General features: G+C 70.7%; 15 protein-coding genes. 3 read left to right on the top strand and 12 right to left on the bottom strand.

From position 1 onward, the window contains the following. Positions 1 to 3: 3 nt before the first annotated feature. Both ACFXG1_RS11565 and ACFXG1_RS11560 read left to right on the top strand, forming a co-directional pair. Positions 4 to 885: a LysR family transcriptional regulator gene (locus tag ACFXG1_RS11565; protein WP_384707597.1), complete on the top strand. Its 882-nt coding sequence runs from the start codon at positions 4 to 6 to the stop codon at positions 883 to 885. 348 nt (positions 886 to 1,233) lie between these two features. After that, entirely contained in the window at positions 1,234 to 8,379 is a 7,146-nt protein-coding gene (locus ACFXG1_RS11560; RefSeq protein WP_384742184.1) for an SDR family NAD(P)-dependent oxidoreductase, read from the top strand. Positions 8,380 to 8,522: 143 nt separating this feature from the next. Here ACFXG1_RS11560 and ACFXG1_RS11555 read toward each other — a convergent pair whose 3' ends face one another. Together ACFXG1_RS11555 and ACFXG1_RS11550 are read right to left on the bottom strand one after the other, a co-directional pair. Further along, positions 8,523 to 8,849, bottom strand: coding sequence for a thioredoxin family protein (locus ACFXG1_RS11555; protein WP_384717143.1), 327 nt, complete (start codon positions 8,847 to 8,849; stop codon positions 8,523 to 8,525). Between the two features lie 97 nt (positions 8,850 to 8,946). Further along, complete coding sequence (locus ACFXG1_RS11550; protein ID WP_384742182.1) at positions 8,947 to 10,860, bottom strand: alkyl/aryl-sulfatase; 1,914 nt, start codon at positions 10,858 to 10,860, stop codon at positions 8,947 to 8,949. A gap of 547 nt (positions 10,861 to 11,407) precedes the next feature. On the opposite strand from ACFXG1_RS11550, the gene ACFXG1_RS11545 reads away from it, so the two are divergent. After that, positions 11,408 to 12,418: an NAD(P)H-dependent glycerol-3-phosphate dehydrogenase gene (locus ACFXG1_RS11545; RefSeq protein WP_384717149.1), complete on the top strand. Its 1,011-nt coding sequence runs from the start codon at positions 11,408 to 11,410 to the stop codon at positions 12,416 to 12,418. A gap of 69 nt (positions 12,419 to 12,487) precedes the next feature. On the opposite strand, the gene add is transcribed toward ACFXG1_RS11545, so the two are convergent. The 10 genes from add to ACFXG1_RS11495 all read right to left on the bottom strand — a co-directional run. Continuing rightward, positions 12,488 to 13,501, bottom strand: coding sequence for an adenosine deaminase (gene add, locus ACFXG1_RS11540; protein ID WP_384717152.1), 1,014 nt, complete (start codon positions 13,499 to 13,501; stop codon positions 12,488 to 12,490). Then, a complete protein-coding gene (locus tag ACFXG1_RS11535) occupies positions 13,498 to 14,229 on the bottom strand; it encodes an HAD family hydrolase (RefSeq protein ID WP_384742180.1) in 732 nt (243 codons plus the stop codon). Before ACFXG1_RS11535 ends, add begins: the two co-directional genes overlap by 4 nt. 30 nt (positions 14,230 to 14,259) lie before the next feature. Next, complete coding sequence (locus ACFXG1_RS11530) at positions 14,260 to 15,525, bottom strand: HAD family hydrolase (protein ID WP_384716454.1); 1,266 nt, start codon at positions 15,523 to 15,525, stop codon at positions 14,260 to 14,262. Between the two features lie 48 nt (positions 15,526 to 15,573). Next, positions 15,574 to 16,293 (bottom strand): SDR family oxidoreductase, encoded by a 720-nt coding sequence (locus ACFXG1_RS11525; RefSeq protein WP_384716456.1) that lies wholly within the window; start codon positions 16,291 to 16,293, stop codon positions 15,574 to 15,576. Continuing rightward, positions 16,274 to 17,008 carry a phosphoribosylaminoimidazolesuccinocarboxamide synthase gene (locus ACFXG1_RS11520; protein ID WP_384716459.1) on the bottom strand — a complete coding sequence of 245 codons (735 nt, stop codon included), beginning with the start codon at positions 17,006 to 17,008 and terminating at the stop codon, positions 16,274 to 16,276. The genes ACFXG1_RS11525 and ACFXG1_RS11520 overlap by 20 nt, the downstream gene beginning before the upstream one ends. A 28-nt stretch (positions 17,009 to 17,036) precedes the next feature. Next, entirely contained in the window at positions 17,037 to 17,690 is a 654-nt protein-coding gene (locus ACFXG1_RS11515) for a histidine phosphatase family protein (RefSeq protein ID WP_384716462.1), read from the bottom strand. Positions 17,691 to 17,727: 37 nt separating this feature from the next. Next, complete coding sequence (locus ACFXG1_RS11510) at positions 17,728 to 18,969, bottom strand: adenosylhomocysteinase (protein WP_384716465.1); 1,242 nt, start codon at positions 18,967 to 18,969, stop codon at positions 17,728 to 17,730. Next, positions 18,966 to 20,249, bottom strand: a complete 1,284-nt coding sequence (locus ACFXG1_RS11505; RefSeq protein ID WP_384742178.1) for an adenosylhomocysteinase — start codon at positions 20,247 to 20,249, stop codon at positions 18,966 to 18,968. The genes ACFXG1_RS11510 and ACFXG1_RS11505 overlap by 4 nt, the downstream gene beginning before the upstream one ends. Then, entirely contained in the window at positions 20,246 to 21,064 is an 819-nt protein-coding gene (locus tag ACFXG1_RS11500) for an S-methyl-5'-thioadenosine phosphorylase (protein WP_384716471.1), read from the bottom strand. The genes ACFXG1_RS11505 and ACFXG1_RS11500 overlap by 4 nt, the downstream gene beginning before the upstream one ends. Positions 21,065 to 21,122: 58 nt before the next feature. Further along, the coding region (locus tag ACFXG1_RS11495; RefSeq protein WP_384742176.1) for a hypothetical protein at positions 21,123 to 21,730 on the bottom strand (608 nt) is incomplete at its 5' end.

Raw genomic sequence — 21,730 nt, 5'->3', positions numbered from 1 at the left:
AACATGGAACTGCGGGACATCGAAATATTTCTCACGCTGGCCGAAGAACTGCACTTCGGGCGGACCGCCCAGCGGCTGTACGTGTCGACCGCACGGGTCAGCCAGGCCATCAAACAGCAGGAGCGCAGCATCGGCGCGGAGCTGTTCCACCGCGACAGCCGCAACGTACGGCTGACACCGGTCGGCGAACAGCTGCGCGCCGACCTGTTGCCCGTCCACCGCGGCCTGCGGGAGAGCCTGGAGCGGGCCAGGCTGGCCGCCCGGGGCAAGACCGACGTGCTGCGCGTCGGCATGATCTCCGGCAACGCCCACGAACTGCGCCGCTACTGGGACACCTTCCGCTCCCGCCACCCCCAGTGGGGTCTGAGGCTGCGGCACGCACCCTTCACCGAGCCCTTCGCCGGGCTGCGCCGCGGGGACGTGGACATCCTGGTCTGCTGGCTACCGGTGCTGGAGCCCGACCTGGTGGTCGGCCCGAAGTTCTTCTCGGAATCCCGGATACTCGCGGTGGCGATCGACCACGAACTGGCCGGGCGTGCCAGGGGAAGCCTGGAGATGCTGGGTGACTTCCAGGTCCCGGCGGGCCTTTCGGTGCCCGGTTACTGGGGCGACGTCTATACGCCGCCGCACACGCCGAGGGGTCGCGTGATCGAACGCACCCAGCCGGTCGAGAACGTCGACGACATCTTCGCTCTCATCAGTGCCGGCGAGGGCGTCAACCTTTTCCCCGCGCATGTGAGCCGCTACTGGGCACGCCCGGACATCGCCTGGCTGCCCATCCCCGACATGGACACCCTCGATTTCGGACTGGTCTGGCGCGGCGAGGCGGAGAACGACCTCATTCGAGCCTTCGCACAGGTGGTACGCGACCTCCACGAGAGCTGAGGCCCCGTCCTCGCCCGCACCGGGACGCCTCTGCCCCGCTTCCCCCGGGTTCCGTAGGACGGCGGCACGTCAGGTCGTACACCCGTCCTTGGATCCACTCGAACGGGATCATTCGGTGCCCCTCTTTCATCCGGGCTTCTTCGCCATACTTCGCATCAGCCCGGCAGACGCCGGTGCGGCCTCCCGCCCGCAAGCGGGGTGCTACCGGCGCGGCGGGCGCCCATGTCCGCGGAGCCGGGCGGAATCCGTCTGCCACCGCCGGTGCACAGGTCGAACAGCACTCCCCCTCTCCTGGCCCAGACCACGGCCAAGCGCGCCCCGGGCAGCGTGGCCTGAAGGAACATCGTGATGAGCACCTTCACAACAGCCGCCCCGCCCGACGACGGAACCGCCCCCGAGGGCGGTTCCCGGGAGGCATCGGCCCGGCCGCGGTATCAGGATGAACCGGTCGCCGTGATCGGGATGGCGTGCCGCTTCGCCGGTGGTATCTCCACTCCGGAGGGGCTCTGGCGGCTGGTGGCCTCCGGCGGGGAGGTGATCGGGGGGCTGCCCACTTCCCGCGGCTGGGACCTTGATTCGCTGTACGACCCGGATCCGCGGAACCGGGGCACCTTCTCCATCCGGCAGGGCGGGTTCCTCGACGATCCGGCCGGCTTCGACGCCCGGTTCTTCGGCATCGGGCCGCGCGAGGCCGCGGCCATGCACCCGCATCAGCGACTGCTGCTGGAGACCGCGTGGGAGGCGTGCGAGCGCGCCGGGATCGTCCCGGGGTCACTGCGGGGCACCGGTGCGGGATCGTTCGTGGGCGCGTTCCACACCGACTACGGCCCGCGGATGCACGAGGGATCCGCGTCCGAGGGGCATCTGCTGATCGGTTCGACCGGTATCGCCGCCGGGCGCCTCTCCTATGTCCTGGGACTCGAAGGCCCGGCGGCCGTCGTCGACACCTCGTGCTCGTCCGGTCTGACAGCCGTGCATCTGGCCGTCCGATCGCTCCGGTCGGGCGAGTGCCCGCTGGCCCTGGCCAGTGGGGCGTCGGTCCATGCGACACCCGGGATGCTCGTGGACTTCAGCCGGCAGGGGGTCCTGGCCGACGACGGCCGCAGCCGCGCCTTCGGCAGCGGGGCCCGGGGGTTCGGCATGGCCGAGGGCGCCGCGACGGTGGTCCTGGAACGGCTCGCGGACGCGCACCGCAACGGGCACCCGGTCCTGGCGGTGATCCGGGGCACGGCCTGGAACCAGGACGGCGCGAGCCAGGGTCTCTCCGCCCCGAGCGGAGCCGCCCAGCAGCGCGTCGTCCGGGACGCCCTGGCCGACGGCCGGCTCACGCCCGGGGACGTGGATCTCGTGGAGGCCCATGGCACGGGGACCCGGCTGGGCGACCCGGTCGAGGCGGGTGCGCTGCTCGCCACGTACGGGCAGGACCGGCCGAAGGACCGGCCGGTCCATGTGGGCTCGGTGAAGTCCAACATCGGGCACACCCTGGCCGCGGCCGGTCCGGCCGGACTGATCAAGGTGATCCAGGCCATCCGGCACCGCACACTGCCCCAGACCCTGCACGCCGGGACACCGAACCCCGAAGTGGACTGGGACAGCGGGCATCTGCGGCTGCTCACCGAGTCGATCCCCTGGCCCGGATACGGGCGCCCGCGCCGGGCCGGGGTGCTGTCCTACGGAGTGAGCGGCACCAACGCCCATGTGATCGTGGAGGAGGCTCCGCCTCCGCCGTCAGCGGTACCCCGGCAACCGGTGCCACCCGCCGGAGAACCGGCCGCACCCGAATCCATGAGGCCCTGGATCCTGTCGGCCAGGACCGCCGGGGCACTACGGGCCCAGGGACAGCGGCTGCTGACCCATCTGTGGGAGCACAAGACCCTCACTCCCGTCGACGTGGGCTGGTCACTTGCCGCCACCCGGACACGGTTCGAGCACCGCGCGGCGGTGTTCGGCACCGATCGCGAACGGCTGACCGCAGCGCTGCGACGGCTGGCCGACGGCGACGAATCACCCGATGTCGTACGGGGCACGGCGCACGCCCCGGCACGCACGGTCTTCGTCTTTCCCGGCCAGGGCTCCCAGTGGCCGGGTATGGCGGTCGACCTGCTGGCGTCGTCACCGGTCTTCGCGGAGCGGATGGCGGCATGCGAGCGGGCACTCTCCCCGCATGTGGAGTGGTCGCTGACGGACGTCCTGCGCGGCACGCCGGACGCCCCCGGTCTCGACCGGGTGGATGTGGTGCAGCCGGTGCTGTTCGCCGTCATGGTGTCGCTCGCCGCGCTGTGGCGGGCCCACGGAGTCGAGCCCGACGCCGTCATCGGCCACAGCCAGGGCGAGATCGCCGCTGCCTGCGTCGCCGGTGCCCTGAGCCTGGAGGACGCGGCGAAGGTGGTCGCGCTGCGCGGCAGGGCGCTCCTCGAACTCTCCGGCACCGGCGGTATGGCGACCCTGGCGCTGGGCGCCGAGGAAGCCGGGGAGCTGGCCGGACGCTGGGAGGGACGGCTGTCCGTCGCGGCTCACAACAGTCCCGGCAGTACGGTCGTGTCCGGCGGCGCGCAGGCACTCGCGGAGCTGCTGTCCCTGTGCGACGAGCGCGGGGTGTGGGCCCGGCGGATCGCCGTCGACTACGCCTCGCACTCCCCGCACGTCGAACGCCTCCGGGAGCGGCTCTCGGCCGAACTCTCGGATATCCGGCCCCGGCAGGGCACGCTCCCGTTCTGCTCCACCGTCACCGGAGGCATCATCGGCACCGGCGAGCTGGACGCCTCCTACTGGTTCCGCAATCTGCGCCGGCCGGTCCGGTTCGCGCCCGCCCTGGAGTCCCTCCTGCGCGACGAGCACACCGCCCTCGTCGAGATCAGTCCGCATCCGGTACTCGCCATGGGCATGCAGGAGATCGCCGAGGCCGCGGGCGCACCGGCCGCCGTACTGTCGACGCTGCGACGCGACGACGGCGGCATGGACCGCTTCCACCGGGCGCTCGCCGAGGCCCATGTCCACGGAGTCCCGGCCGATTGGGCGACGGTGTTCGCCGGGACCGGCGCGCGGCCGGTGGATCTGCCGACGTACGCCTTCCAGCACGAGCGGTTCTGGCTGGACGAAACCTCGGGCAGGCGCTCCGGGGCCGCCAGCAGCGGCCAGGACGCCTCCGGCCATCCGCTGCTCGGCGCACAGACCTTCCTCGCCGATTCGGGGCAGCTGCTGCTGACCGGACGGCTGTCCCGGCACACCCACCCCTGGCTGGCCGACCACGCCGTACGCGGGACGGTACTGCTGCCCGGTACCGCCTTCCTGGATCTGGCCCTGCACACCGCTGCCCTGCTGGGCCGCGACCGCGTCGGCGAACTCGTCCTCGAACAGCCGCTCGTCCTGCCCGGGGACGACGCCGTCCGCATCCAGATCGCCGCCGCACCCTCTTCCGACGGTACGTACACCCTGCGCATCCACTCGCGCGCCGAGAACGCCGCCGACGGCACTCCCTGGACCCGTCATGCCTCCGGGGTGCTGTCCGCCGGGTCCCCCACGACTCCTGCCGCGCCCACCGGCCGGTCCCGGCCGTCGTCCGGGGCGCTCCCCGTCGGCATCGACGGCCTGTATCCACGGCTGGCGGACACCGGCTACGAGTACGGTCCGGCCTTCCGCAATCTGACGGCCGTACGGCGCGACGGCGACACGATCCTGGCCGACGCGGAACTCGACCGTGAACACCACGCCGACGCCGCCCGTTTCGCCCTGCATCCAGCCCTGCTGGACGCCGTACTGCATGCGCTGCTCGCGGAGTCCGGCAGCGGTACGGACGGGCTGATGCTGCCCTTCTCCTGGCACGACGTCCGGCTCCACACCGCGGGAGCCACCAGCCTGCGGGCCCGTCTCGTACGCGAACCGGACGGCACCGTCGGCGTCACGGTCAGCGACACCTCAGGCGCGCCGGTGGCCGAGGCCCGGTCTTTGGTCCTGCGCCCCGTCAGCGGGAACGCCCTGCGGTCGTCGGCCGTCGCCGAGACGGCTCTGCACCGTGTCGTCTGGCCCCCGAAGCCGCTCGGCCCGGCCGGTGGCGGCGCGGACGGCACCGACTGGGTCTGGGCGGGCTCCGTTACGGCGCTGCGCGCGGTGACGGCCGGTCTCGTACCCGATGGCCTGTGCCATCCGGATCTCCCGGCCCTCCGGCAAGCCGCCGCGGCCGGGGCGCCGTCCCCGGAGACCGCCGTCCTGCTCCCTCCGCTCCAGAACGGCGACGACGTCACCGGGTCCGGAGTGCGCGCTCTCGTCCGGGAGACCGTCGAACAGCTCCAGGGGTGGCTGGCCGACGACCGGAACACCGACACCCGTCTGCTGGTGGTCACCCACCGCGCGGTGACCACCGAGGCGGGCGAGGAGCTGCGCTCCCCCGGGCAGGCCGCGCTCTGGGGGCTGCTGCGTTCCGCCCAGAACGAGCACCCCGGCCGGTTCACCATCGCCGACCTCGACGGCCAGGAAACCTCGTTCCGGGCCCTGCCCGCCGCACTGGCCACCGGCGAACCCCAGTTCGCGCTGCGCGACGGCACCCTGCGCACGCCCCGGCTCACCCCGGCCGCCCCAACGGCCGCGCTGACACCACCGGACCTCCGGGCCCCCTGGGAACTGGAGTTCGGCACCACGAACACCTTCGACGGCATGCGGCTGGTCCCCGTGCCCGAGGCGGACCGTCCGCTCGGCGAAGGGGAGGTCCGGGTCTCCGTACGCGCGGCCGGCCTCAACTTCCGTTTTGTCCTCATGGCCATCGGAATGGTCCTGGACCGCAATGCTCATTTCGCCGAGGCGGCGGGTGTGGTGACCGGGATCGGGCCGGGCGTCACCGGCCTCGCCCCCGGCGACCGGGTCATGGGGCAGCTGCCCGGCTACACCGTGTTCGCCACCGAAGCGATCACCGACCAACGGCGCCTGCTGCCCGTCCCGGACGGCTGGTCCTTCCCCCAGGCGGCCACCGTTCCGGTGGCATACCTCACCGCCTATGACGCCCTCGTCCGTGTCATCGGCCTCAAGAAGGACGCCAAGGTCCTGATCCACGCCGCGGCCGGCGGCGTCGGCATGGCCGCCGTCCGGCTCGCCCGCCATCTGGGCGCCGAGGTCTACGCCACCGCGAGCCCCGCCAAATGGGACGCCCTGCGGGCCATGGGGATCGCCGACACCCACCTCGCGTCCTCCCGCACCCTCGACTTCGAGCGCGACTTCCGCCGGCGGACCGAAGGGGCCGGGGTGGATGTCGTACTGAACTGCCTGGCACAGGAGTTCATCGACGCCTCACTGCGCCTGATGCCCCGCGGCGGACACTTCGTCGAGCTGGGGAAGACCGACCTCCGCGACCCCGTGACCGTCGCCAACGATCACCCCGGTGTGGACTACCGGGTCATCGACCTGTCCTCGGCGGACACCGGCCGCTGGCACGCCCTGCTCACCGAGCTGTCCGACCTGATCCGGCAGGACGTCGTCACCCCCCTCCCCGTGGTCGCGTGGGACGCCCGCCGCGCTCCCGAGGCGTTCCACCACATGAGCCAGGCCAAGCACACCGGCAAGAACGTCCTGATCACACCCCGCACCCCGGACCCCGACGGCACCGTGCTGATCACCGGCGGCACCGGGACCCTGGGCGGCCTCCTCGCCCGCCATCTGGTCACCGAACACGGCACCCGCCATCTGCTGCTGACCAGCCGACGAGGACCCGACGCACCGGGAGCCGCCGCTCTGCGCGACGAGCTGACCGCACTCGGCGCCCGGGTCACCATCGCCGCCTGCGACACCGCGGACCACGACTCGCTGCGCCGTCTCCTCGATACCGTGCCCTCCGCCCACCCGCTGACCTCCGTCGTCCACACCGCCGGTGTCCTCGACGACGCCACCCTCACGTCCCTCACCCCCGGACAGGTGGACCGCGTCCTGCGCGCGAAGGCCGACGCCGCCCTCAATCTCCACGAACTCACCCGTGGCATGGACCTCTCGGCCTTTGTGCTCTACTCCTCCATGGCCGGGCAGCTCGGCACCGGCGGACAGGCCAACTACGCCGCGGCCAACACCTTCCTGGACGCCCTCGCGTACCACCGCCGCGCCCAGGGCCTGCCGGGCATCTCACTCGCCTGGGGCCACTGGGAGCGGGACAGCGGAATGACCGGCCATCTGGACCACGCCGACCGGGCCCGGATCCGGAGCCAGGGCCTGCGATCCCTCACCGACCAGGACGGCCTGGCCCTCTACGACGCGGCGGCCCGATCCCACGAACCCCTCCTCGCCGCGACCGCCCTCAGTCTCGCCAACTCCTCGCGGGGCAGCACATCACCCCTGCTGCGCGAACTCGTCCGGCCGCGAAACCGGCCCATCCACTCCACACCGGACACCGAACCCTCCACCGCCGTCCAACTGGCAGGACTCAGCGCCGAGAAGCAACGAATCGCGCTGCTCGATCTCGTGCTCGACCGCGCCGCCGCGGCGCTCGGACACACCAGCAGGGACGCCGTGGACCCGGACGGCCGCTTCCGCGCCGCCGGGTTCGACTCCCTCGCGTCCGTCCAGCTCCGCAACAGCCTCAACATCGCGACAGGCATCCGGCTGGCCACAACGGCGGTCTTCGACCACCCCACCCCCCGGAAGCTGGCCGAGCACCTCACCACCCTGTTGTCCCCCACAAGCGCCCCGCCCGGCACCGGGGCCGAGCGGCCGGACACCGTCGCCGGCTACCACGCCGCGCGACGGGCGGGCGACCCGGCCGGCGCTACGACGACGGCACGCGCCGCGGCGAAGGCCCGGCTGGCGGCGGAGTGCCACGGGAAGACCCGGGTGGCTCCGGCCCGGCCCACGGTCCTGGCCGCCGGAGGGCGGGCACCCCGCATCATCTGCGTCCCCGCGCTGCCCGCCCCGGCCGACCCGTTGCAGTACCGGACACTGGCCCGGTATCTGCCCCCGCACCGGGGCGTGACCGTCATCCCGCTCCCGGGCTACGTCGAAGGCGAACCGCTGCCGCCCACCCGGGACGCGCTGGTCAGCCATATGGCCGGAGCCGCCCGGGAAGCGTCTCAGGGCGAACCGTATGTACTGCTGGGACACTCCAGCGGCGGCTGGGTCGCCTACGCGACGGCCCAGCGGCTCTCCGACCACCCGAACCCTCCTCTCGGAGTCGTCCTCCTGGACACGAGTGTCGGCGGTGAGGTCACCCCCGGCCTCGCGACCGAAGTGACCTGGTGCTCCTGGGAACGCACCGGTGAGGCGGACCTCCTCGACACGGCCGGCCTCACCGCGATGAGCCACTACTTCGACTTGTTCACCGCATGGGACCCGGACCACCCCCGACTGCCCGCGCACTTGGTGGCGGCCGAGGCGCCGATCCTCGGCCGGAAAGCAGAGTTCCCCCTCGCGCCGAGCACCACCACACCCGGTGACCATCTGACCATGATGCGGGAACACGCCGAAACCACCGCTCACGCCGTCGAGGAATGGATCGTCCGCATCACCGGCCCGAACACCGGCTGACCGGTGGGCGTGAGGCCCGGCCGGCTCCCGGGCGCCGCCGCCGACCCCCGGTCGGCTGTCTCCGGCAACGGCGGCTCGGTTTCGGCAGGCCACGCGGGACGGTCAAGGGCGTAGCCGGTTTCCGGGCCGCCGGAGGTGGTTGCTCAGAGGTGGGGTTTGACGAGTTCGGCCACGTTGTTCTTGGTGGCGGGCCCGATACGGGTGGCGACGATCTTCCCGCCCTTGAAGACGTACAGCGTGGGGATGGCGGTGACGTTGTACTTGGGGGGTGTGTCGGGGCTGCGGTCGATGTCGAGCCGTGCGACGGTGAGGCGGTTCGTGTACTCCTTGGCGATGTCCGCCAGGATCGGGTCGAGGGCCCGGCACGGGCCGCTCCACTCGGCGCGGAAGACCGCGAGGACCGGTCCGGCGGCCTTGACCACCTTCATCTCGAAGTCCGCGTCGGTGACGTTCACGACTGTGCCGCTCAAGGGAATCACTCCTTCGCAGGGGGTTGGACAGCGGCGGACGGCCGCTGTAGCACCGGGCCCGCGGCGGTCGGCCGCGGGCCCGGGGGCCGTTCAGCGGTCAGGGGGTGGCGAGGCCGAACCAGTACTCGAAGGTCACCAGCAGGCCGTTGAGGGTGTCGAGCGGCTCCAGGGTGCCGGTGTCGACGGTGAGTTCGCCGTCGGTCTGGAGCTGCTCAGGGGTGGCCCGGGAGATGGCGAGAGCGTTGAGGCCGGCGCGGGTGATCGTGTAGGTGGCGTCGGCGGTCGCCGGGTCGGTGAGGCCGGGGGCGTACACGAGGACGCCGTTGCGGAGCCGGACCGTGCACTGGGTGGGATCGTCGGCGAGACCGTCGGTGATCTTGAAGCCCAGGGTAAGAGGGTGGCCGGCGGCTTCGGGGCCGTCGAGGCGGATGCCGAGGTAGTCGAAGAGCATCTCCAGCGGCATCGCCTCCAGCACGGGCTGGGTGATGATCTGCGGGGCGGGGAAGTTGGGCGGGGTGCCGTCGGCCGGCCGGGTGCGCAGTTCGTGCGCGGCGGCGAGATAGAAGTTGCGCCAGGGGCCGCTCTCCGCCTGGTAGCCGAGCTGTTCGAGGACATCGGCCTCCAGCGCGCGGGCCTCCTGGTGTGCCGGGTCGGCGAACACGGCATGGGAGAGGAGTTCGGCGGCCCACCGGTAGTCGTCGGTGCTCTTCGCGTTCTCGAACGCCTGCCGGGCCAGCTCCACCACCTTGGCCACGCCGCCGATCGCCTCGACGTAGCGGGGACCGGCCTCCTCGGGCGGCAGCGGGTGCAGATGGGCCGCGTTGCCGTCGTACCAGCCCAGATAGCGCTGGTAGACGGCCTTCAGGTCATGATTGACCGTGCCGTAGTAGCCCCGGTTGAACCACTGCCCCGCCAGAGACTCCGGAACCTGGGCGTCCAGGTCCTCGGCGATCTCGGTCATCGTCCGGCCCTGGTTCGCCAGCCGCAGCGCCTGGTCGTGCAGGAACCGGTACAGATCCGCCTGGCTGGTCAGGAACGACACGATCGCGTCCGGCGACTCGTCGGTGTTCCACCGGGGCCAGAAGTGCGAGGCGAACAGCGTCTTCGACCGCCCGCCGTACCACTCCACCGACTGGTTCAGGTACTGCGACCATCCCTTCGCGTCCCGCACCTGCGCGCCGCGCAGACTGTAGAGGTTGTGCAGGGTCGGGGTGGCGTTCTCCGCCATGCACAGCGCCTCGACGTCGGGCAGATAGAAGTTCAGCTCCGCCGGCGCCTCCGTACCCGGAGTGAGCTGGAACTCCAGATTCACCGGCCCGAAAGCGACGACCTGACCGGGCTGCGCCACCTCGGAGGTCACCGTGTAGGTCGGCGGCAGCAGCCCCGGCGACCCCGAGGACATGGTCTTGCCCAGACCGGCGTCCACCTGGCCCTTCTCGGACCGCTTCAGCAGCGCGCCGTACATGAACTGCGCCCGGCGCTGCATGGCGTTGCCCGCGTAGACGTTCTCGCTGACCGAATGCTCCAGGAATCCCTCCGGAGCGATGATGTCCACCCCCTTGGGCAGTCGGCCGCCCTCGAACAGGCCCAGCACACCGCCGTAGTGGTCGAGATGTGAATGGGTGAAGATCACCGCACGGATCGTACGGTCCTTGCCCCGCAGCTGCCGGTGCTCCCGGTACAGCTTCCAGGCGGCCGCCGCGCACTCCTCGCTGATCAGCGGGTCGACGACTACGACCTCCGGGGACACCCCCGTGGGGTCCTCCAGGAAGGAGATGTTCGACAGGTCCATCCCGCGTACCTGGTACACGGCGTCCGGGACGACCTCGTAGAGGCCGGCGTTCATGTTCAACAGCGCGTTGCGCCACAGGCTCGGGTTGACCGTGTCCGGAGCGGGCCCGGTCAGGAAGGTGTACGGGGCCAGATCCCAGGCGGGTACCTGGCTGCCCTGCTTGTCCACCACGAAGTCCGGAGGCAGCGCCGCGATCAGGCCCCGTGTCGCGAGCCCCACCTCCGGATCCTGACCATCCGGCGGGACGACCACCGCCGCGTTCAGATCCCTCGTCAACGATGTCGCGGGCTGGGGCGCATCGGACAGCGGACCGGTCAACGGACTCTCCCTTCACCAGGCGGGGCGCACCTCAAAATGAAGCAGGGCAAACCCCACGAAAAGACACCGGAGCTCCCGGGGTAAATCGAACGAAGTTACGGACTGTAATCGCCCGACTACGGAAGCATTCCATCCCTCGATCGTTGAGGAAAGACACCGAACCAGCCACACCGGAGCTGTCAATGGGTGCCGTGCTCCGTCTCCGCCGGTGAGGCGTTCCCGGCGGCCGGGCGGGCAGGAGGCGCGGGGGCGGCCGGGGGCGGCCGAGCCACGAACGGCGTCTCGGAGAACCACGGCAGCGGCGGGACCGGCGACGGCAGGGACTCCCCCGGCACAACTGCTCACACCTCAAGGCGGACAGCTGCCCGGCACCCGGCGCGGCCGGTAGGATGAGCGGGCCCGGCCGCCGCCTCGGCGGGTGGCCCGTGTCCGGCGAGAGGACCCCGCAGTGCAGCACCGTCCCGTCCGTGCGGCGGTGTTCTCAGCCGGGTCCTGGGGCACCGCCGTCGCCAAGGTTCTGGCCGACGCCGGCACCGACGTCGTCGTGCACGCCCGGCGCGGCGAGATCGCCGACGCGATCAACGCTACGCATCGAAACCCGGACTACTTCCCGGACGTCGAGCTGCCCTCCTCCGTGACGGCGACGACCGATCCGGCCGAGGCGCTGGACGGTGCGGACTTCCTCGTACTGTCGGTCCCCGCGCAGTCCCTGCGGGCCGCCGTCGCCGCGTGGGCGCCGCATATCGGGCCCGACACCGTGATCGTGTCGCTGATGAAGGGCATCGAGGCGGGCAGCGGCCTGCGGGCGAGCCAGGTCATCACCGAGGTGACCGGCGTACCCGTGGAGCGGGTCGCGGTGCTGTCGGGCCCGAACCTGGCAGCCGAGATCATGGACGGCCAGCCCGCTGCCGCCGCCGTCGCCTGTTCCGACGAGGACGTCGCACGCCGCTTCCAAGCGGCGTGCCACACCCTCTACTTCCGGCCCTACACCAGCACCGACGTGATCGGCTGCGAGCTGGGCGGCGCGGTGAAGAACGTCATCGCGCTGGCGGTCGGAATCGCCTCGGGCATGAGCCTGGGCTCCAACGTATCGGCCATGCTCATCACCCGCGGTCTGGCGGAGGCCACCCGTCTCGCCACGGCCATGGGCGCCCACCCGGCCACCCTCGCGGGGCTCGCCGGTGTGGGCGACCTGGTGGCCACCTGCTCCTCCCCGTTCTCCCGCAACCGCACCTTCGGCACCCACCTCGGGCACGGTCTGAGCGTCGCGCAGGCGACGGCGGCGACCCGGCAGACCACCGAGGGAGTCAAGAGCGCGGAGGTGATCCTCGCCCTTGCCCATGCCCACGGCGTCGAGATGCCGATCACGGACGTGATGTCCGCCCTGCTGAACGAGAAGATCACGCTCGACGAGGCCGCCGCCGCGCTGATGCAGCGGCCCCCCAAGCCCGAGCGCTGACACCGCGCCCCCTAGGCCAGGGGGGACGCCCGTGGTGGCCGACCCGAGACGCGACAGTGCGCGGAGCGATTACCCGGCGCCGATCAACTGTTCGGCCCATCCGGTCAGTCGTCTGCGGTCCGCTTCGGTACACGCGGCACCGGCCACGCCCGACCGCCAGGCGTCTTCGGCGCTCAGCCCGAGCGTGGCGGCGGCTTCGTACTCGCGTTGCAGGTCCGTGCCGAACATGGCCGGGTCGTCGGTGCCGATCGTGCACCGCACTCCCGAGGCCACCAGCCGTGCCAGCGGATGGGCCGCGAGCTCCCGGACCGCACCGGTGCGCAGATTGGATGTGGGGCACACATCCAGTACGACGCCCCGCTCGACGATCTCGGCCAGCAGGTCGGGATCGCGCCAGGCGCCGATTCCGTGCCGGATACGGCGCGGCAGGTAGGGCATGACCTCGCGTACCGACTCCGCGTCGTCCGACTCCCCGGCGTGCGGGAGGAAGGCGAGGCCCCCGTCCGTGGCGATCTTCAACGCCCGGTCGTACTCGGCCAGCGGCATCGCCGACGGCTTCCCGCCGATACCCAGGCCGACGACGCCACGCTCCGCGTACTGGACCGCGATCCGTGCGCACTGCTCGGCCAGCGCCACATCGACGCCCCGGTACAGATCGGGGGTGAGCCGCACCATCACACCGAATCGGTCCTCGGCTTCCGCCGCGCCCTCGCAGTACCCGGTGAACAGCTCGTGCCAGTCCACACCCCTCTGGGCCCGTTCCGCGGGCGAGAAAATGGCCTCGACATAGGCGGCCCCGAACTGGGCCACGCGACCGATGTAGTCGACAGTGATCTGTCGGAAGTCGTCGGCTGTGCGCAGGCAATTAGTCGTGAGAATCCAGGTGTTGATGAACTCGCCGAGTGTCGTGAAGCGGTACGTCTCCGCGAGTTCCGCGACGGTGTCGGCCGGGAGCCGCACACCGTTGCGCCGAGCCAGGGCGAGGAGCGTCGCCGGTTCGACCGTACCTTCGAGGTGCACATGGAGTTCGAGCTTCGGTGGTACTGGCCGTGCGACCGGTGGGACTGCCGCTGGGCCACTCATGCGCGCTCCTGGGGTGCGGGGACCACACCGATGACGGTGGATTCCTCGGCTCGGGCCAAGCGCCGGTTGAGGTTGCCGGCAGACGGGTCGAGTAGCTGCGATACGGCCCCGACCAGGGTTTCGACCACCGGAACGCCCAACTCCTCGAAGTGCTCGCGTGCGTGCAGGGCGTCCTCGCCCGGGTGGTAGAGCAGGCAGTGCACGCCGCATTCCTGCGCGGCGCGGGCATCGTCGACGCTGTCGCCCACCACGACCACCCGTTCGGGCGCGATGCCCTGCCGTTTCAGATGCTCGGCGAGGTGCGGTGCTTTGTAGGCGAGTGTACCCAGCGTCCCGTCGATACGGGTGAAGAACTCCGCGATGCCTGTTTGGTCGACCAGACGCATCAGCCGATCGTGTGGATGCATGGATAACAGTGACTGGCGTCGGTTCGCGTCGCTCCAACGGGCCATGGCCGTAATGGAGTCACCGGTGAGCGCGACCCTCTCCCGGTGCCGCTGGTACGCGTCCTGAAAGCACTGGTCCAGCCGGGTCTGCTCGTCGTCGGTGAGAATACGCCCGGCCAGCCGGTTGTAGAACTCGGGGATCGGCTGGCAGTGCTTGAGCTGGTAGTCGGCGATGGTGATCGGCGGCATTCCGCAGAGGGCGAACGCGTCGACCGTCGCGTCGATCAGGGCCCGGCTGTCGTTGAACAGCGTGCCGTTCCAGTCCCAGACGATGTGGTTCACGAGTGATGTTTCCATGGTTGTCCCTTCAGGTCATTCGGCCTCCTGCCGGGCGGCGACCACCGCGCACAGCAGGTCCGCCACGCCGTCCAGATCGTTGCCCGGGACGATGACGTCGGCCGCATCCAGCACGAGTTGGTGGGCATTGCCGACGGCCACCGCCACGGTGGGAAGTGTCATCATCGGCAGGTCGTTCGGCATGTCTCCGACCGCGGCCACGGCCGTGATGGATATCCGGGCCGCGGACGCGATGGCGGTGACCGCGGCGCCCTTCGTGGCCCGGGCATCGGAGATTTCCAGGAACCGCTGCGTCGAGTACGTCACGAGGTACGCGCCGCCGAGGGCAGCCGACACCGACGGGGCGAGGTCTTCCGCGGGCAGAGTGGGGTGCGCCGCCAGGACCTTGAGGATCGTGCCGTCGGCGAGTGCGTCGGACACCGATCCGGTACACAGCTGGCCGCTCCATTCGTGCGCGAGATCAGCCGGAAAAGAGGGGTCGAGAAAGAGCCGGCTCTCGTCCACCGCACCCAGGACGAGCTCCGGGAACCGGCTCCGTATGATGCGGTGGACCTCGGAGGCGCGCTCACCGTCGATCACCCTGCGGTGCAGTACCCGCCCGGTCTCGTCCAGCACGACCGCACCGTTGCTGGCCGCCACGTATCCGCGCAGACCCGCTGTGCGCAGCAGACTGACGGTGTCGGCCAGCGGCCGACCGGTCACGAAGGCCAGCCGCACACCGTCGCGGTACGCCGCACGCACCGCCGCCCTGACGCGTTCCGGCACGGTTCCGCCGGAGTCCAGCAACGTGCCGTCCAGGTCCATCGCCACCAGTTCCACTCCGGACACGGCCGTGGTGTGGTCCCGGGTCACGGTCGGCGAGCTCTGAGGCCCTGCCCGGACCCAGAGCGGACGTGCGGTCACCCGCACTTCGGCCAGCGTCTCGCCGGCCACCACCGCCTCGATGCGGCCGTAGCCGGCCAGCAGTCTCGTCACCCGGCCGGTGTCCAACGGCAGCCACAGCCAGCCGTCGTCGAAGACCGGCACCCCGCGTGCCGCCGCGTTGTCCGCGTGCACCCGCGCCAGGGTGTCGGGGGCGTCGAACAGGTCGACCGCCGAGAGCCGGTCGCCTGCGAACGACAGCACGACCCGGCTGGCGAACTCCACCCGCCGCCGCTCCCCGGTTCCCGGCCCGCTCCAGCGCAGGCGTGTCACACCGGAGACCGGGTCCCAGTGTGCGTACACGTCCGGGTCGTCCGGCCCGTGCTCGGCCGCCCGCTCTGTTTCTGTTCGGTCGGCCATCGGTTCCTCCTCTTTTCCCGGCGACCACAGGCCTCTGTGCGGTGCCCGCTAAACCGACTGCAGACGGTCCAGGCCCGACACGACCGGCGGACCGAGTGCCGCCGGCCGCAGTTCGATCTCGGCCACCGCCATGTCGGGCGGGTTCATGATGAGATCGCGTACCACCCGGCCGACCGAACTGGTGGTCATCTTCAGAGACGACGTATCACCGTCCTCGTTGGCTATCGCGCCGGGGCTGACGAGAGAGGTGCGCACACCGTGCGGTCGTTCCTCCAGCAACAACACCTCACTCAACGCCTTGAGCGCGGCCTTGGGCGCGCAGTACGCCAGGCCGCCCTCGAAGAAGCGGCTGCCGGCATGACTTCCCATCAAGACGATCGTGCCGCGTGAACGGCGCAGCATCGGCAGGGTCCGCTGCACCAGGGCGACGGCGGACGTCAGATTGACGGTCAGCGCCGTGGTCCACCGGTCCAGGTCGATCTCGGAGACGGGGGCGAGGTACCGGTCGACCGCATTGGTGACCAGTGCGTCCAAGCGTCCGGTGTGCCTGAGCACCTCCTCGACCGCGGCATCCAGCTCGGCTGGGCGGGACAGGTCGCAGAGCACCTCCCTGGTACTGCCGGAGGGGTTGCGATTGAGCTGCCACACCTCCATACCGGCTTCGCCGAGTTCGGCTACGATCGCGCGTCCCGTGCCCCGGTTGCCGCCCGTGACCAGCGCGACGGGCGGCAAGCGGTCCGTTCTCCGGTCACCCGCGGCTACGGACATGACTCAGCAGCACCTCCCAGCGGGCCACGACGTCGTGCTCACTCGCGCCGCCGCGGAACAGGTCCTTGTCCAGTGGCTTGCCGTGTTCGTCACGCAGACGCATGCAGTCGGGGGAGATCTCCGAGATGATCACCGGCACTCCGTCCGGGCCGGTACCCAGGATCAGGCAGAAGTCCCACAGATCGAGCGGCGACAGCCAGTCGATCAGTACGGCGTTGGTCCGCAGCGCCGTCTCGTGGAACCGCTCCACCGGCACGCCGGTGGCACGCAGGTAGTCCTCGGCGATGGGCTGATCCTCTGGATCGATACGAAAGTCGTACTTGACCACCGGCGGCACGAAGCGGTGTCCCTCGGGGAAGAGTCCCGGGTACTTCCGTGTCGTCGAGCCGGTGGCGAGGTTCTTCACGATCACTTCGAAGGGCGGTGCGGGTACATAGTCCGCAAGATAGGTGATCTCGTCGATCCGTCCCCGGAACGCCGTCCGGACACCGGCCTGGGCCAGGCGTTCGGCGGCCTGTTCGTAGAAGTCGAGACGCTGTCGGCCGGTTTCCCGGAACATCTCGTCGCGTTGGTGGGTGAAGCTGCGGAGACTCGGGATGAGCTCCACGACGCAGGTCCCGTCGTCGAGCAGCCATAACCGTTTGCTGTGCCCCTCCACATCGGGCGGCCTCGTCTTGACGGTCGCATCGGGCAGGGGTGTCGTCCGAGAGGGCATGATGTTCTGGTTTCCTTACGTTTCGGTGTCAGTGCGGCAGTACTTGCTGAGGAGCCTTGGCGTCGGCACGCGCACGGTCCGGGTCCCGGCGCCACGCCGCAGGCAGGTGCGACACATCGCCCAAGCCGTGCAGGGTGGCTCCGCCCGGGGTGACGGTCAGCCAGGAGATCGATCCGACGGTCACGCCGCTGATGTCGCGGTAACGGGACGGCGCGACACCCAGGAAGAAGGCCAGGATCAAACGGATCGGGGCCTTGTGCGTCACGACGGCCACCGCGGTCCTTCCGTGCATGGCGTCGCGTACCGCCGCCACCGTGCGCGCCATCACCTCAAGGCCGGTCTCGCCCCCGGGAGGTGAGAAGTACGCGGGGTCCCGCTCCCACCGCTGGTGCTCCAGGGGCACGGGTACCTCGTGCGGTAGCAGGTTCTCCCAGGCGCCGAAGCGGAGTTCCCGCAGCCGGTCTTCGACCAGGATGTCGGCCCCGTGCGCGCCGGCTACGGCCTGGGCGGTGCGCCGGGCCCGGGAGGCGGGGCTGCTCACGACCGTCTCGATCCCGCGCAGCGCGTGGTGGGTACTCGCCGCCGCGGCCATCTCGGTCCCGACCGACGTGAGTTCGGCCTCGTGGGCGCCGCAGAAGCGCCCGGCGACCGTGCACTCCGTCTGCCCGTGCCGGATCAGCACCAGTCGGCAACCTCCCGTGCCGGAGGTGTTCTGACGGTCACTCGGCATGGTTGCCCGGCCCCGACACACCGCTGTGGACGGGTGCTTCGCCCCTGTAGAGCTCGATGCCCATCGACTGTGCCAGCGCGGAGGACACGTACTCGTCGCACTCCTCGGGCAGCTCCCGCAGGCCGGCCGGCCAGCCGGACGCCTCCTCGACCGACAGCCAGAGCGCGAGCACCTGACTGGCGAACGTGACGTCCATGACCTCACTCGGGTTGCCCCGCCCGGCGGTCAGGTTGGCGATGTTCCCGCCGCCGATCAGGTACAGCCGACGCCCGCCCGGCAGAGTGAGGACCTCACATCCCGGATGGGCGGCCGGGGCCCGCTCCAGGGCGAGCCGGTCCAGCGCCGCGACATCGATCTCGTGCGGCAGATGGCCCCCGTTGGCAAGCACCGCGCCGCTCTTCAGCAGTCCGAAGTGCTCCTCGCGCAGTACGTTCGAGGTGCCGGTGACGGTACAGAACAGATCGCCGAGCCGGGCGGCCTCGGTCATCGGCAGCACCTCGAAACCGTCGAGCACCGCGATCAGCGCACGGGTGGGCCGCACCTCGGTCACCACCACCCGGGCGCCCAGACCGCGAGCCTTGGCGGCGATACCGGAACCGACCCGCCCGTAGCCGGCCACCACGAACACCTTGCCGGCCAGCATCCGGCCACTGGCGGCCATGATGGTCTCCACCATGGACTGGGCCGTACCGTGCGGATTGTCGACGGTGTCCTTGCCGAACGATTCATCGCTCTTGACCACGGGGAACCGCAGTGGCGTACGGCGAGCGAGCTGGTCCAGCCTCAGCAGACCGTCCGGCGTCTTCTCGGTGGCCAGAACCGGTGGTGGCACATGCGCCATCGTGGTGTGCAGTGCGCTGATCAGCATGGCGCCCTCGTCCAGCACCATGGTGGGGCCGTCCGGCCAGACGGACAACGCCTCTTCGACGCCCTGGCGCAGGTCCGCCTCGCTCATCCCCCGCGAACCCGACACCCGCACGCCCCTGCCCCGCAACAGCGCCGCGAGCTGGTCGTCCGTCGTGCTCGTACTGGAGGCGCACCAGGCCACCTCGGCGCCCAGTGCGATCAGGGTCTCCACCTGTACGGCGGTCTCGGCGGTGACATGCCCGCACAGCGCGAGCCGCTGCCCGGCCAGCGGTTTGCCGACCCGGTGGTCCTCGCGGATGCGGGCCAGCACGGGCATCTGCTCGGTGGCCTGGGCGAGTCGGGTCGCCGTTGGATCCGATGTCATGCGAACTGCTCCTCTCGCACGCCACCGTCCGCCGTCGGCGCTCCGTCGTCCGGTTCGTCGTGCGCTTCGTCGAACCGCACGCCCATGGCGACCAGCTTGCGCCGGGCCACCTCCTCGTCCTGGGCGGCGTCCACGTCCTGCACGCCGGGCGGATACCGGTGGGGGCGGCGGACGAAATCGATCGTGACCAGGGCCTGATTGGCGAACGTGACGTCCATGACCTCGCTCGGGTTGCCCTCGGCCGCGTCGAGGTTCACCAGACCGCCACCGGACAGCAGGTCCAGGTACCGGCCGTCGTGCAGCAGATACCGCTCCACATGCGGCCGAATCCGCGACACCGACCGGGACCGGGCCCGTAGATCCGTCAGATTGATCTCGGTGGTGGAGTGCCCGGTGTTGCAGACCATCGCTCCGGAGGGCAGCAGGTCCAGGTGCTCCCCGGTGAGCACGTCCGGGCGGCCGGTCGCGGTGCACACGATGTCGGCGATCCGCGCCGCCTGGTGCAGGGGCAGCACCTCGAAGCCGGCCATCCGTGCGCGCACGGCGGTCCGTGCGGAGCGGCACACCACCACGACCCGCGCGCCCAGACCGCGGGCGCGCTCGGCCACTCCGCGACCGACATGGCCGTACCCGCACACCACGAAGAGCTTGCCGGCGAGAAACGCACCGGTCGCCCGCAGGATGCCGTCGAGTGTCGATTGCCCGGTGCCGTAGGTGTTGTCCACCTCCCATTTGGTCACCACGTCGTTGACCGAGACCACGGGGAACGGGAACGACGTCGTGCCGGCCAGCTCACGAATGCGGCGGGAGCCCTCCGAGGTCTTCTCCGTGGCGCCGATGAGGCCCGGGAGCCGGTCGAGAGCCCTGCCGGCCATCTCGATCAGATGGGCACCGTTGTCCAGGATCATGGTGGGTCCGTCGGGGAAGCTGTGGAACGCTTCGGCCGCCGCGTCACCCACCTCGGCGGTGGTCATACCACGCCGGCCGTAGCCCCGGACGCCCTCGGCGGTCAGCGCCGCGGCCACGTCGTCCTGTGTGGAGACCTCGTCGCCACCGGTCCACGCGACCTCGGCGCCGGCCGCCACCAGTAACTGCACCAGGACGCCCGTCTCCTTGGTGAGATGCACGGATCCCACCAGGCGTTGGCCGGTCAGTGGCCGGTCGTCGGCCACCTCCCCCCGGATGCCCTCCAGCACCGGCATCTGACTGCGGGCCAGCGCCAGCGCGGCCTGACCCCGCCGAACGAGCTCCCCATCAGGAGCGCGTACGAGCCAGCTCATGTTCGCGCCCCGTTCAGAGCATGCTGGCAGTCGCAGTCGAACGTGGTCGGCAGTGCGCCGACGATACGGCGCACCATGTCGATCGTCCGGTCGGTGTCCGCGTTGAAGGCGGCGATCACCCCGGCGTGGGAGACCTTCTCCGCCTCCTCGTCACCGGCCACCTCGGCGGCGGCGACGTCGTAGTCGGTGATGTAGGACAGGTTCATGTAGCAGAGTTCCAGCTCGCGGGCGAGCACGACCTCCGGGTACTGGGTCATGTTGACCAGGTGCCAGCCCTGGTTGCTGAACCACCGGCTCTCCGCCGCGGTGGAGAACCGCGGGCCTTCGATCACGACCACGGTGCCACTGCCGTGTACGGACGCGTCCGCGTCCGACAGCGCCTCGGCCGACAGCTCCCGCATGCGGCCGCAGTACGGTGTCGCCGAGCTGATGTGTGCCGCCTGGGAGCCCGCGAAGAAGGTGTCCTTGCGTCGCCGGGTCCGGTCGACGAACTGGTCGACCAGGACGAAGTCGCCCTTGCGGTAGGAGCGCTGAAGGCTTCCCACCGTATTGAAGGCCACCACCTGGCGGACGCCCAGGTGCCGCAGCGCCCAGAGATTGGCCTGGTAGGGCAGATCGGAGGGGAGGAAGTCGTGGTTGCGTCCGTGCCGGGGCAGGAACGCGACGTTGCGCCCCTCGATCGAGGTGATGGATATCGGCGCACTGGGTTTGCCGTACGGGGTGTCCACGACGACCTCGTTCGCGTCGTCGAGGAACCGGTAGAAACCGGTTCCCCCGATGAGGGCGATCGAAGCCTCGGTGCCGAGTTCGGACATTGCGCCTCCATTATTGAGGTGCCGGCCGTCGGGGGCAGGCACGGTGATGGCAAGGAACTCAAGGGGCGAGCAGGTCACGCACGGAGGTGAGGAGCCGGTCGATACGGCGTGCGCTGTCCCGGCCGGACAGCACCTCGCCGTAGATCCGGATCCCGGCCTCGGTGGTAGAGGGACGCAGGAGCATCCACTGGTCGTCGTCGAGCCAGAACTTCATGCCGTCTATCTCGGTGATCGAAGGATCCGATCCGCTGATGAGGCCGGCACGGGCGAGGGCCTTCGTCCCCGTCGCGTGGAGGGCGTCCGGACCGCCGGTGCCCGGTACGCGGGACTCGAACCACTGAAGGCGTCCGACCTCGTCACCGAGTGCGTCCAGCAGGTCACCGAGTGGACGCCCGGTGGTGTTGAGCAGTTCGGCCAGCAGCGCCACCGCTGTGAACGGGTCGCGATCGATGCCCTGGTCGGCGAAGGCCAGGTCGCCCACGCTGCCGCCGGCGACATCGGCCCGGCCGTCGGCCAGCAACGGGGACAGGAACTTGAATCCGATCGGGGTCTCGTGCACCCCGCGTCCCTGATGCCGGGCGACGACGCGCACCGCCGTGCCGGTGGCGAGCGGGTCGGGGTTTCCGCCCGCACGGTAGCCACCCCGCGCCCGCCCCCGGGCCGGGG

The sequence above is a fragment of the Streptomyces sp. NPDC059248 genome, from assembly GCF_042753905.1.
Lineage (GTDB): Bacteria > Actinomycetota > Actinomycetes > Streptomycetales > Streptomycetaceae > Streptomyces.
The sequence above is the reverse complement of the archived record's forward strand: the minus strand, read 5'-3'. Positions and strand labels throughout refer to the sequence as shown.